Genomic DNA, 12636 nt, shown 5'->3' on the forward strand with positions numbered 1-12636 from the left:
CTCGCCGGACGGGGCGCGGGGGGCGGCACACCGACGCCCGCGCCGACGGGCTACTTGGCGCAGACCGCCTTGTCCGCCCCGACGCGCTGGATCTCGTCCGGGGCCTTGCGCGGAGCCGTGAGCGGGGTGCCGCCCTTCTGGAAGTCCGGGCCCAGGGTCAGCACCATCGGCTCCATGGCTCCGGCGTCCGTCGTCGTCGGCTTCATCGCCGAGGCCGACATGCCCATCATCTCGGCCAGGGTGCGGGCCTGGTCCGCCTGGTTGGGGGCGTAGACGAGCTGGGTCTTCTTCACGTCCTGCGGGGCGTTGGCCTTGTTGGTGGACTTGAGCACACGCTTCTCGTTCTGCAGCCAGTCCAGGGCGTTCTGCGCGGAACCGGCCGGTGCGCCGCCGTTGTAGACGTCGACCCGGACGTCCGCCGGGTCGGCCGTCTTCCCCTGGAGCTTGGCGGCGTCCCTGGCCTTCGCGTCGGCCTTCTCCTGCTTCTCCACCGCGGTGAAGGAGACGTCCTCGCGCATCATCGAGAACACCTGCGGGGCCTTGGTCTCGTCGAGGACGACGGTGGCCTTGACCTTCTCGGCCGGATTGTCGATCACCGGCACGGTCGTGAAGGTGATGTTCTTCGGCTCGACCGAGGCCAGTTCCATGCCCAGCTTGCGGAGCTGGTTGATGTCGCTGATCTTGTCGTCGACGGTGAGCGCCTTGGTGGCCGCCTCCGCGAGGCTCCACATCCGGGTGGGGCTCGTCAGCGTGTCGTTGGACTTGAGCTTCCTCATCAGGGAGCCCAGGAACTGCTGCTGGATCTCGATCCGGCTCAGGTCGCCGCCGAAGCCGACGGAGTGCCTGGTGCGCAGGAAGGCCAGGGCCTGCTCCCCGTCGAGGGTGTGCTCGCCCTCGGAGAGCTTCAGGTGGGAGTCCGGGTCGTCGATGTCCTTGGCGAGGCAGACGTCCACGCCCTCCACGGCGGCGGTCAGGGTCTTCACCGCGTTGAAGTCGGCCACCATGAAGTGGTCGACCTTGATGCCCGTGAGTTCGGTGACGGTGCGCATGGTGCAGCTGGGGGTGCGGTCGTACTGCCCGAGGCTCTCGTTGAAGCGCTTGCCCGGTGTCGCCGGGATGTCCTTCGTCGAGCCGTCGCTCTGGTTGGTCGGGCAGTCCGGGATGTCGGTTATCAGGTCGCGCGGGATGCTCAGTGCGGTCGCGTTCGTACGGTCCTTGGAGACGTGGAAGAGGATCGTGGTGTCGGCGTGACCGACGCTGCCCTTGTCCCCGTACCCCTCGTTGCCCGCACCGGTCCGCTTGTCCGTCCCGATCACCAGGACGTTGATCGCACGGTCCTTGCTGAAGCCGCCCGTACCGGCCCCGTCGCTGGAGACGGAGGTGATGTTGCCGTTGAAGTGCTCGTAGACGAGGTAGCCCGTCGTACCGACGCCCACCAGCAGGAGGGCCAGCACGCCGCCGGTCCACACCAGCGCCTTCTTCCTCGCGGGCTTCTTCGGCTTCGGCCTGCGCCGCCCGGTGGGCGGGGCCGCGGCCGCACGGCCCGCCGCGCGGCCACCCGCCCGGCCGCTCCCGTCCCGGTCCCCGCGGCCGCCCGCGCTCCTTCGCCCACCACGCTGGCCCGGTACGGAGGTCCGCTCGCCGGCCGGCGGGGTCGTGGGGGCCTGGTCGCGGCGCCGGCCCGGAGCGGACGCTCTCGAGGCGGACGGTGCGGCGGACCCGGACGGTGCGGCCGGTCGCCCTGCGGAGGGCGTCAGTCGCAGTTCGTAATCACCGGTGTCCGGGTTGAGTACCCACTGGTCTGCGGGGTCGATGTTCTCGTCCCGCCCACGGCCTTGCGCGTCCACGGTTGCCTGCGTCCTCCGTCGGGGCCCACGCGGCACCTCCCCCTCAAGGTGCGCGGGGTGTCTTACGGCAGTGCCGCGACCTGGGGTCGGCTGCACCGGAGCGCTCACACTAGTCGCCCTCCCGCCCGTGGGCGACGATCGCGGCAATTCAAGCTGCACATCGGAGACATATCGACTCAATCACCACCGGCCCCCCGGCCGTCCCGCCGGTTCCGTCGCCACGGGTCACCCGGCTCACACCTCGCAGGCGCCCGCGGAATCCGGCCGAAGTCACATTCAAGCCACGTTCCAAACAGAAGTGGCCACAAGGAAACCCCAAACAACCCATCAATTCTCCTATAGTTGCCGTTGCTTGATCAGGAACAATCAGGTCCAGTTGTGGTTCTTTCATCACCGCAACGCCGAAACATCCGGATCGTCCCTTCCCCCGCACCGTCCGCCCCGAGGACTCCGATTGCGCCCTTCACTCCGGCCAACCGCACTCGCCCTGCTGATCTCGGCAGCCGTCACCGGTGCCCTGTCCCTGTGGGCGGTCGCCGCCGCTCCCGATTCGGTACGGACCCCGCTGGCGTGGGGGGCGGGCGCCGCTGCCGTACTGGTCTGCGCGTCGGTCACCGTCGCCGTCCACACCCTCGCCACCGCACGCAATCTGCGGGCCCTGCGCGCCGCCGACGCCGAACGCTTCACGGCCGAGACCTCACGCCTCGTCTCCTCCTCCGCCGCGGAGGCGCAGCGCTTCACCGCCGAGACGGCCCGCATCCGGTCGGCCGCGGCCGCCGAGACCGGCCGGGTCACGGCGGCGGCCGACGACATGGTCGCGCGGGTGACCGCGGAGGCCGCCGAGCAGCACACCCGGCTCACCGCTGAGGTCGCGCGTCTCACCGCCCGGGCCCGGCGCAGCGAGACCGAGCGTTCCGCGGCGATCGCCGCCTGCGCCAACGCCGCCGGCCGCATGCAGGCCCTGGCCACGAGCATGCTGGCCGACCTGCGCGAGATGGAGCACCGGCACACCGCCGAGGACGTCCTCGGCGACCTGCTGCACCTGGACCACCGCACCGCCCAGGCGGGCCGTCTCGCCGACTCCATCGCCGTCCTGACCGGTGCGCGCTCCGGGCGGCGCTGGGCGAAGCCGATCGTGATGGAGTCCATCCTGCGCGGCGCGATGGGCCGGATCGGCGGCTACCAGCGCATCCGCCTGCACTCCACCAGTGACGTGGCGATCGCCGGTCACGCCGCCGAGGGTGTGATGCACGCCCTGGCCGAACTCCTCGACAACGCTGCCAACTTCTCGCCGCCCACCGCCGAGGTCCATGTGTACGTCGAAGAGGTCCCGGCGGGCATCGTCGTCACCGTCGAGGACAGCGGCCTGGTGATGAGCGAGGTGCAGCTGCGTCGCGCCGAGCGCGCGGTGTCCACCGAGAACCAGGACCTCACGGGCCTCTCCGGTACCCGCCTCGGCCTCGCCGTCGTCGGCCGGCTGGCCCGCAAGCACGGTCTCACCGTCTCCTTCCGGCCGTCGGCGCGCGGCGGTACGGGCGCGCTGATGATGCTGCCGCAGGAGCTCATCTCCCGCACCGCCGTCCCCGCGCCCCCGCCCGCCCCCGCCCCGGCGGCCGCCCCCGAGCCGGAGCCGGACCACGCCTCGGCCGCGGCCCCGGAGGCCGGTTCCCCCGGGCCCGCCCCGGAGTCCCCGTCCGAATCGACCGGTGCCGTCCCCCAGTTCGGCGAGAGCGGGCTGCCCAAGCGCCGCCGCGGCCGCACCCTGGCCGCCGCCGAATCCCGTACCGGCAACGCCGCCCCCGGCGGTGCCGACTCCTCCCGGCCCCGTACCACCGACCCGAAGGTCCAGGCAGCGCGCTTCAGCACCTTCAGCCAGGCGGTACGAGCCAACTCCCCGCACCCGGAAGGCAACACCCGATGACCGCGACCACCGACGAGAAGCTCAACTGGCTGCTGGAAGGGCTGCTGGAACGCACGCCCGGCGCCCGGCACGCCCTGGTCCTGTCCCGGGACGGCCTGAAGCTCTGCCGTACCCCCGAGCTCTCCGTCGACCAGGCCGACCAGCTGGCCGCCATCTCCGCCGGGATCCAGAGCCTGTCGCACGGCGCGTCCATCGAGTTCGGTGACGGCACCGGTGGCGTGCGGTCCGCGATGGCCGAGTTCTACGGCGGTGTGCTGTTCATCGTCGAGGCGGGTGCGGGCGCGCACCTCGCGGTCGTGGCGGCGGAGGACTCCGACGTCGGCCTCGTCGGCCACAACATGAGTGAACTCGTGGAGCAGCTCGGCGAGTACCTCGTCGCTCCGCCGCGCTCGGCGCCCGAGCCCCGGGCAGCGGCCACGTCCGCGGAAACCGCGGACGTATGACGTCCCTACCGCGCCCCCGCCCCGGACGCGACGACGATCCGGACCGGCTGTACACCCTCACCGGGGGCCGCAGCCGGTCCGACTCCGCCGCGTTCGACCTGGTGACGCTCATCGTCGCCGAGTGCGATCCGAACCCCGGCATGCAGTCGGAACACACCGCGATCCTGCGGATGTGCCAACGCCCCACCGCGGTCGTCGAGATCTCGGCCACCCTGAATCTGCCCGTCAGCATCGTCCGCATCATGCTCTGCGACCTGCTCGACACCGGCCGGATCAGCGCCCGTCACCCCCGTAATGCCCGTGTCGCGGACCGGCTCCCCGACACCGACACCCTGGAACAGGTGCTCGTTGGACTCCGCAACCTCTGACCGTGCCGCCCTGCAGGCGACAGCCGACAACGGACTGAAGATCGTCGTCGTCGGCGGCTTCGGGGTCGGCAAGACCACCATGGTCCGTTCGGTGAGCGAGATCCGTCCGCTCAACACCGAAGAGACGATGACCCGCGCGGGCGAAGCAGTCGACGACCTCGACGGTGTGCACTCCAAGACGTCCACCACGGTCGCCTTCGACTTCGGCCGGATCACCCTGGACGCCCGCTCGGTCCTCTACCTCTTCGGCGCGCCCGGGCAGGAACGCTTCTGGTTCCTCTGGGACCGCCTGTTCTCCGGGACCCTCGGTGCCGTCGTCCTCGTCGACACCCGGCGGCTCGCCGACTCCTGGTACGCGATCGACCGGCTGGAGCACCACGGCACGCCGTTCATCGTCGCGTGCAACGACTTCGGCGGTCCGCTCCACACCGAGCAGCAGATCCGCGAGGCGCTGGACCTCTCCCCCGACGTCCCGCTCGTCGAGTGCGACGCCCGGGACCGGTCCTCCAGCAAGTACGTCCTGATCACGCTCGTCGAACACCTCCACGCACTGTCCGTCGCCCGCGCGGGGGCCGCGGACGCGGCCCTGGCGGGGAGCGCCGCCTCCGTGTCGGCCGCACAGACTCCGGAGCCCACCCTGTGAGCGGATGCCCCGTGCCCCACGGTTCCGTACCCCTGTCCGGACCACGGTTCCAGACGGACCCCGTGCAGCTGTACCGGGACATGCGGCGCGACCACGGCGCCGTCGCCCCGGTCGTGCTCGACGGAGACGTGCCCGCCTGGCTGATCCTCGGCTACCGCGAGCTCCACCAGGTCACCGGCGACCCGGTCCTCTTCAGCCGCGACTCCGACCTGTGGAACCGGTGGGACACCATCCCGGACGACTGGCCGCTGCTGCCGATGATCGGCCGTAAGCAGCCGTCCATCCTCTACACGGTCGGGGAACGGCACACCGTCCGCGCTGCGATGATCAGCAACGCCCTGGAGGCTGTCGACCCGTTCGCCCTCAAGCGGTACGCCGAGGAGTTCGCCGACGGCCTCATCGACCGGTTCTGCTCCGTGGGCCGCACCGACATCATCGCCGAGTACGCGATGCTGCTCCCCGCCCTCGTCCTCGCGAAGCTCTACGGCTTCGGCAACGAGGTCGGCGCCGCACTCGTCGGCGCGCTCAACGACATGATCGACGGCCGCGAGCGCGCCCTGGCCGGGCAGCAGTACCTCGGCTCGGCCATGGCACAGCTCCTGCTCGACAAGCACGCCGAGCCCGGTGACGACGTCGCGACCAGGATGCTGGAGGATCCGGGCGGCTTCAGCGACGAGGAGATCGCCCAGGACCTCATGGTCATGATGGCGGCGGGCCACCAGCCGACCGCCGACTGGATCGGCAACTCGCTGCGGCTGATGCTGACGGACGACCGTTTCGCCGCCTCGCTCTCCGGCGGCCGGCACAGTGTCGCCGAGGCGATGAACGAGGTGCTCTGGGAGGACACCCCCAGCCAGAACGTGGCGGGACGCTGGGCCTCCCGCGACACCCACCTCGGCGGACGCCACATCCACGCCGGCGACCTGCTCCTCCTCGGTATCGCCGCCGCGAACGGGGACCCCCAGGTACGCACCGACGGCTCCACGCTGACCGGGGGCAACAACGCCTTCCTCTCCTTCGGCCACGGCGAGCACCGCTGCCCGTTCCCGGCCCAGGAGACCGCCGAGGTCGTCGCCCGCACAGGGATCGAGGTGCTCCTGGACCGGCTCCCGGACGTCGACCTCGCCGTCCCGGAGGAGCAGCTGACCCGCCGCCCGTCCCCGTGGCTGCGCGGCCTGACGGACCTGCCGGTGCAGTTCACTCCCACTCCCGCCCTTGGAGGCCAGTCATGACCCGGATCGCCCTCGATCCCCTCGTCACCGACCTGGACGGTGAGAGCGCCGCGCTGCGTGCCGCCGGGCCGCTGGCCGAGGTGGAGCTCCCCGGCGGGGTGCACTGCTACGCGGTGACCCACCACGCCGAGGCACGTCAGCTGCTCACCGACAGCCGGGTGGTCAAGGACATCAACGTCTGGAACGCCTGGCAGCGGGGCGAGATACCCATGGACTGGCCACTGATCGGCCTCGCCAACCCCGGCCGCTCGATGCTCACGGTGGACGGTGCCGACCACCGCCGGCTGCGCACCCTGATCGCGCAGGCGCTGACGGTGAAGCGTGTGGAGCGGCTGCGGGCCGGCATCGAGGCGCTGACGAACGCGAGCCTGGACCGGCTGGCGGCCCTGCCCAAGGGTGCGACCGTCGACCTGAAGGCCGAGTTCGCCTACCCGCTGCCCATGAACGTCATCAGCGAGCTCATGGGCGTGGACCCGTCCGACCACCCCCGGCTCAAGGAGCTGTTCGAGAAGTTCTTCTCGACGCAGACGCCGCCGGAGGAGGTCCCGCAGATGATGGCGGACCTCGGCGCCCTCTTCACGAAGATCGTGGACGACAAGCGCGCGAACCCGGGCGACGATCTGACCAGCGCGCTGATCGCGGCCTCCGAGAACGGTGACCACCTCACCGACGAGGAGATCGTCAACACGCTGCAGCTGATCATCGCGGCGGGTCACGAGACCACGATCAGCCTGGTCGTCAACGTGGTGGAGGCCCTGCAGACCCACCCCGAGCAGCGCGAACGCGTGCTGAAGGGCGAGGTGCCGTGGGAGAACGTGATCGAGGAGACGCTGCGCTGGAACACACCGACCTCGCACGTCCTGATCCGCTTCGCGACCGAGGACATCGAGGTGGGCGACTCCGTCCTGCCCAAGGGTGAGGCCCTGATCGTCTCCTTCGGCGCGCTCGGCCGGGACGAGAAGCAGTACGGGCCGACCGCCGGTGACTTCGACATCACCCGCTCGCCGAACCGCCACATCGCCTTCGGGCACGGCCCGCACGTCTGCCCGGGTGCCGCCCTGTCCAGGCTGGAGGCCGGCGTGGCCCTGCCCGCGCTGTACGAGCGCTTCCCCGAGCTGGACCTCGCGGTCCCGGCGTCCGAGCTGCGCAACAAGCCCATCGTGACCCAGAACGACCTGTACGAGCTCCCGGTCGAGCTGGGCTGATCCACGTATCGCACGGTTGTCCACGAGCTGGAGCGTCCGTCTCATCCGACGGACACGGTTCCCGGTCCTCGTCCGGGAGGGACTACGCTCCGGCTCGTGGCCGACATCCAGATTCCCGCTGACATCAAGCCCGCCGACGGACGATTCGGCGCCGGGCCCTCCAAGGTGCGGACGGAGGCGCTCGACGCGCTGGCCGCCACCGGCACCTCTCTTCTCGGTACGTCCCACCGCCAGGCCCCGGTCAAGAACCTGGTCGGCGAGGTGCGGGACGGCGTGCGCAGCCTCTTCTCCCTCCCCGAGGGTTACGAGGTCATCCTGGGCAACGGCGGATCCACCGCCTTCTGGGACGTCGCGACGCACGGTCTCATCGAGTCGAAGTCCCAGCACCTGAACTTCGGCGAGTTCTCGTCCAAGTTCGCGAAGGCCGCCAAGCTCGCCCCGTGGCTGGCCGACCCGACCGTCATCGCCTCCGACCCGGGCACCCACCCGGACCCGGAGGCCGAGGCGGGCGTCGACGTCTACGCGCTGACGCACAACGAGACCTCCACGGGTGTCGCGGCCCCCGTCAAGCGGGTCGCGGGCGCCGACGAGGGCTCCCTCGTCCTGGTGGACGCCACCTCCGGCGCGGGCGGCCTCCCGGTCGACATCACCGAGACCGACGTCTACTACTTCGCCCCGCAGAAGTCCTTCGCCTCCGACGGCGGTCTGTGGATCGGCGTGTTCTCCCCGGCGGCCCTGGACCGCGCCGCGCGTGTCCACGCCTCCGGCAGGCACGTCCCGGAGTTCTTCTCGCTGCCCACGGCGATCGACAACTCCCTGAAGAACCAGACGTACAACACCCCGGCGCTGGCCACCCTCTTCCTGCTGAACGAGCAGCTGAAGTGGATGAACACCCAGGGCGGCCTGGACTTCACCACCGGTCGCACGGCGGCCTCCTCGCAGGCTCTGTACGGCTGGGCCGAGGAGTCCAAGTACGCCACGCCGTTCGTCACCGACCCGGCGAAGCGTTCACAGGTCATCGGCACCATCGACTTCGAGGACGGCATCGACGCGGCGGCGGTCGCGAAGGTGCTCCGCGCCAACGGGATCGTGGACACGGAGCCGTACCGCAAGCTGGGCCGCAACCAGCTGCGCGTCGCCATGTTCCCGGCGATCGACCCGGCGGACGTCCAGGCGCTCACCGCCTGCATCGACTACGTGATCGACAAGCTGTAACGGACACGCGCACGAGACGGCCCTGCACCCGTGAGGTGCAGGGCCGTTCGCGTTCCACTCGGACGTCGGCCCGTGCCCGAGCGACGGCCACCGGGACCTGAGTGCCGGCATCGGTGTCGGTGCCGGTTGCTACGTTCCCCGGCATGACGAAGACCGTGCCGTACACCGGCGGCGAGAAGGAATCCCTGCACGCGAGCCTCGACCGGCACCGTGACGTGGTGCTGTGGAAGCTGGAGGGGCTGGACGACGAGCAGTTGCGCAGGCCGATGACCCCGACGGGGACGAACCTGCTGGGCCTGGTCAAGCATCTGGCCGCCGTCGAATACGGCTGGTTCTGCAGCACGTTCGGGCGCGGGACCGAGGACTTCTGGTTCGACCCGTACAAGGACGACATGACGATCGCCCCGGACGAGACGACCGGGCAGATCCTCGACTTCTACGCCCGCGCCCGCGCCGCCGCCGACCGGTCGATCGAGGAGACGGACCTGGACACCACGGGCACCTCCTGGAACGGCACGACCGTGTCCATGCGCTGGGTGCTCGTCCACATGCTGGAGGACGTGGTGCGGCACGCCGGCCACATGGACATCGTCCGCGAGCTGATCGACGGGTCGACGGGCTCCCATCCCGCTTCCTGAGCCCGGCCGGGACGCGGCGGAGCTCTGCGATGCCCTCGATGGCTCCACCGCCGAAACGGGCGAGGGTCAGGGCGCGTCCCGGCGCCAGCGCACCTCGCCGTCCTCCCACTCCCGCGTCGGCGCCAGCCCGGCCGCCCCGGCCACGGCGGCGGACGCGGCGTGGCCGGGGTGGATGTGGGCGACGACGGTGCGGACGCCAACGCCCAGGAGGTGTCCGACCAGTGCCTCCGCCGCCTCCTTCGCGTAGCCCCTGCCCTGCCGGCCCGCCCCCACCACCCAGGCGACCTCGGCCCGTTCACCGCGCACGGTGGCCTGGACGTATCCGGCCAGGCGGCCGTCGTCGCGCACCCGGAGCACCCAGTTCCACCACAGTTCGCCGGGGTCCGGCGAACCGGCGGTCTGGCGTTCGTAGCGGGCGCGCAGTGCGTCCGGGTCCTGCGGGGCGCCTCCCGTGTACGCGTACAGCGCGGGATCGGCGAGGACCACCGCCATCTCCTCCGCGTGCACGGGGTCGAGCGGTATCGCGTCCAGGCGGGGTGTGGAGAAGGGCTCGGCCTGCATGGGCCGAGCGTACGGGGCGGCTCAGCGGCCGAGGCGCCCAAAGCCCTCGTGGTCGGCGCCCCACCCGGCACGTGTCACGGTCATGCCCTGTATCGCCCGATTCGTGCACCATGGGACGTATGGAGACGATCAGTGAACTGGAGCCGTTCGTGAAGCAGTACACCGTCCTGCTCAGCAGTCGCCGGCCGGACGGATCGGCCGCCCACACCCCTGTCAGCATCGCCGTCGAGGGCGATCACGCCTACGTCCGCACCTTCGCCTCGGCGTGGAAGGTGGACCGCATGCGCAACCACCCCGTGGTGGACATCTCCCCGTGCACCGTGCGGGGCGCACCGACGGGCCCGCCCATGAAGGCCTGGGCGCGGCTCCTGCAGCCCGGGTCGAAGGAGGACACCCACGCCGCCCGGACACTTTCCCGCAAGTACCCGGCGCTGCACGGCGTGGTCGTTCCCCTCACCCACCGGCTGAAGCGCGACCGGACCCTGCACTACGAGCTGCGGCCCTGCTCGCAGGAGCGCTGAAGGCCCGCCCTGCGGACGCAGGCGGGCCCGGCGCCGGCCACGCGGGACCTCACTCCCCCTCGCCCGCGGTGGCCGTCCCCGCGAGGGCGAACGGCCGCTGGGGCGGGCCCACCTGGCCGGCGCGAGGGACCTGGCGGCCGGTACGGCGACCTGATCCGGCGGGCACGAGCCCGCGGCCTCGTCCGGCAGGCACGAGCCCGTACGAGCCGGCCGCGAGCCCCGCAAGGTGCCCCGCCCCCGCCCGGAGCCTCCGTGAGCGCCGGAGCTCCGTACGGCCCGGCACTACCCGCGCCGCCTCCTGAACCCGATCACGGCCACGGCGGCGACCGCCAGCAACAGGGCGCCCCCGGTCACGGTGATCTTCTGGGAGCCGTCGCCGCCGCTCCCGCTCGCCCCGGACGACGATCCACCGCCCCCGTCCGAGGAGGGTGACGTGCCGCCGCCGCGCCCCCCGCCCTCGACCTCCACGCGCACCACTTCGCTCCGTTCCCCCTCGGAGCCGAACATCATCGCCGAGCCGTCCGACGTGTACGTCACCGACTCGGCCTGTCCCTGGAGCGGCACGGTCACCCGGTGGTCGGCGCCGAGCCGCCCGTTCGCGAAGGCGTAACCGCGGGTGCTGAAGTAGGAACGGAGCACCAGCTCCTTCCCGTCCGGGGAAAACGCCCCGTCCGTCACCCACGGCACCTCGCCCACGCGCCGGAACACGTTGTTCCCGCCGGTGGCGAGCTTCGCGGGCCCCTCGTAGAGCCCGCCGCCGTCCTCGTTCTTGGAGGCGATGTAGACCCGCCCGGTCTTGGGATGGACCATCATCGCCTCGGCGTCGCGCGGCCCGTCGGCGTACGTCACGTCGAACTGCGTCGCCCGCACCGTGGCGTCCGCGAGCTTCACGGGCTCGGGGAAGCGGTAGATCCAGACGTGGTCCCAGGACCCGTCGAGGTTGTCGCCGATGTCACCGACGTACAGATTGCCGTCCGGTCCCAGGGATATCGCCTCCACGTCCCGGGGCTCCCCCACCCCTCGCATGGTGATCGTCGCGACGGTCTTCCCGGTCCGGGAGTCGACGGCGTAGACGTACGGCCCGTCCTCGCTGTCGTTGTGCGTCCAGTAGACGCCCGGGTGCAGGCGGCTGGCGGCAAGGCCGCTGGACTCGGTGATCCGGGGGTCCTCGATGGTGAAGGTGCGGTCGGCCCCGTCCCCGTCGTCCGCCACGGCGGGTGCCGCCGCGACGAGCAGGAGGGCGGCGGCGGAGGCGGCGAGCAGCGATCTCATGGGACAAGTGTCCACTGTCACGTATCAGGCCGGAGCAGTGATCGGCCATGATGTCGCCATGCGTTTTCTCTTCGTCGGCGACTCCATGACCATCGGGCGCTCCGGCGATTTCACCTGGCGCTACCGCATGTGGCAGCACCTCGAAGCCACCCTCGGCGCCGGTGGGTACACGATCACGGGCCCGCGCACCGAGTTGTACGACACCGAGGCGAACGCCCCGCTCTCCCACGCGTACGGCGACCCGGCCTTCCCCGCACCCGCGCGGCGCCACCTGGCCGGCTGGGGCGAGGGCTGGCTGCACATGGCGCCTGTCGTCGCGGACGCCGTGGCGGCTGCCCGCGCCGACGTCCTGCTCGTCTCGCTCGGCCTGATAGACCTCGGCTTCTACACCGGCAGCGAACAGACGGCCGTGAACACCCGGGCCTTCGTGACGGCGGCCCGTGCCGCGAACCCGAACGTCAAGATGGTGATCCTCCCCGTCATACCGAACATCCGGGCCGAGTCCGACGCCCTCTTCGCCGCCGAGTGCGAGCGCTTCAACCTGCTCCTGGCCGAGGCCGTCGCCGATCTGGACACCCCCCGTTCCCCCCTCGTGCTGGCCTCGCACCCGGCGGACTACGACATCCACACGGACACCTACGACGGCACCCATCCGGGCCCCACCGGCGAGCACCGGCTGGCCGGGGCCTTCGCGGACGCGATGCACCAGGCCTGGGCCGTGGGCGGCCCGTACGCGGGAGCCCTGGCGGCCGCCTGAGAAGGCCCGATGC

General features: G+C 71.3%; 13 protein-coding genes. 10 read left to right on the forward strand and 3 right to left on the reverse strand.

The genetic code is table 11. The annotated features are described in order from the left end of the window. Positions 1 to 50: 50 nt before the first annotated feature. Positions 51 to 1847: an LCP family protein gene (locus QFZ58_RS15985; RefSeq protein WP_307125587.1), complete on the reverse strand. Its 1797-nt coding sequence runs from the start codon at positions 1845 to 1847 to the stop codon at positions 51 to 53. Positions 1848 to 2301: 454 nt separating this feature from the next. Here QFZ58_RS15985 and QFZ58_RS15990 point away from each other — a divergent pair, with 454 nt between their 5' ends. The 8 genes from QFZ58_RS15990 to QFZ58_RS16025 all read left to right on the forward strand — a co-directional run bounded on the left by QFZ58_RS15990 (position 2302) and on the right by QFZ58_RS16025 (position 9512). After that, complete coding sequence (locus QFZ58_RS15990; protein WP_307125588.1) at positions 2302 to 3768, forward strand: sensor histidine kinase KdpD; 1467 nt, start codon at positions 2302 to 2304, stop codon at positions 3766 to 3768. Beyond that, positions 3765 to 4211 (forward strand): roadblock/LC7 domain-containing protein, encoded by a 447-nt coding sequence (locus QFZ58_RS15995; RefSeq protein ID WP_307125589.1) that lies wholly within the window; start codon positions 3765 to 3767, stop codon positions 4209 to 4211. Before QFZ58_RS15990 ends, QFZ58_RS15995 begins: the two co-directional genes overlap by 4 nt. After that, complete coding sequence (locus tag QFZ58_RS16000; protein ID WP_307125590.1) at positions 4208 to 4579, forward strand: DUF742 domain-containing protein; 372 nt, start codon at positions 4208 to 4210, stop codon at positions 4577 to 4579. Before QFZ58_RS15995 ends, QFZ58_RS16000 begins: the two co-directional genes overlap by 4 nt. Further along, the gene (locus tag QFZ58_RS16005) at positions 4560 to 5222 is read left to right on the forward strand and encodes an ATP/GTP-binding protein (RefSeq protein WP_307125591.1); all 663 of its coding nucleotides are present in this window, start codon (positions 4560 to 4562) and stop codon (positions 5220 to 5222) included. The genes QFZ58_RS16000 and QFZ58_RS16005 overlap by 20 nt, the downstream gene beginning before the upstream one ends. Further along, on the forward strand, positions 5219 to 6454 hold the full coding sequence (locus QFZ58_RS16010) for a cytochrome P450 (protein ID WP_307125592.1): 1236 nt from the start codon (positions 5219 to 5221) through the stop codon (positions 6452 to 6454). The genes QFZ58_RS16005 and QFZ58_RS16010 overlap by 4 nt, the downstream gene beginning before the upstream one ends. After that, the gene (locus QFZ58_RS16015) at positions 6451 to 7659 is read left to right on the forward strand and encodes a cytochrome P450 (protein ID WP_307125593.1); all 1209 of its coding nucleotides are present in this window, start codon (positions 6451 to 6453) and stop codon (positions 7657 to 7659) included. Before QFZ58_RS16010 ends, QFZ58_RS16015 begins: the two co-directional genes overlap by 4 nt. A 96-nt stretch (positions 7660 to 7755) precedes the next feature. Continuing rightward, positions 7756 to 8874: a phosphoserine transaminase gene (gene serC / locus QFZ58_RS16020; RefSeq protein WP_307125594.1), complete on the forward strand. Its 1119-nt coding sequence runs from the start codon at positions 7756 to 7758 to the stop codon at positions 8872 to 8874. Positions 8875 to 9017: 143 nt separating this feature from the next. Continuing rightward, positions 9018 to 9512 carry a DinB family protein gene (locus QFZ58_RS16025; protein ID WP_307125595.1) on the forward strand — a complete coding sequence of 165 codons (495 nt, stop codon included), beginning with the start codon at positions 9018 to 9020 and terminating at the stop codon, positions 9510 to 9512. Between the two features lie 66 nt (positions 9513 to 9578). Here QFZ58_RS16025 and QFZ58_RS16030 read toward each other — a convergent pair whose 3' ends face one another. Next, the gene (locus tag QFZ58_RS16030; RefSeq protein WP_307125596.1) at positions 9579 to 10073 is read right to left on the reverse strand and encodes a GNAT family N-acetyltransferase; all 495 of its coding nucleotides are present in this window, start codon (positions 10071 to 10073) and stop codon (positions 9579 to 9581) included. Between the two features lie 119 nt (positions 10074 to 10192). On the opposite strand from QFZ58_RS16030, the gene QFZ58_RS16035 reads away from it, so the two are divergent. Beyond that, positions 10193 to 10594: a PPOX class F420-dependent oxidoreductase gene (locus QFZ58_RS16035; protein ID WP_307125597.1), complete on the forward strand. Its 402-nt coding sequence runs from the start codon at positions 10193 to 10195 to the stop codon at positions 10592 to 10594. Positions 10595 to 10876: 282 nt separating this feature from the next. Here QFZ58_RS16035 and QFZ58_RS16040 read toward each other — a convergent pair whose 3' ends face one another. Then, positions 10877 to 11866: a WD40 repeat domain-containing protein gene (locus QFZ58_RS16040; protein WP_307125598.1), complete on the reverse strand. Its 990-nt coding sequence runs from the start codon at positions 11864 to 11866 to the stop codon at positions 10877 to 10879. Between the two features lie 58 nt (positions 11867 to 11924). On the opposite strand from QFZ58_RS16040, the gene QFZ58_RS16045 reads away from it, so the two are divergent. After that, on the forward strand, positions 11925 to 12623 hold the full coding sequence (locus QFZ58_RS16045) for a GDSL-type esterase/lipase family protein (RefSeq protein ID WP_307125599.1): 699 nt from the start codon (positions 11925 to 11927) through the stop codon (positions 12621 to 12623). Positions 12624 to 12636 lie beyond the last annotated feature (13 nt).

Origin of the sequence: Streptomyces sp. B1I3, from assembly GCF_030816615.1 — a bacterium.
Lineage (GTDB): Bacteria > Actinomycetota > Actinomycetes > Streptomycetales > Streptomycetaceae > Streptomyces.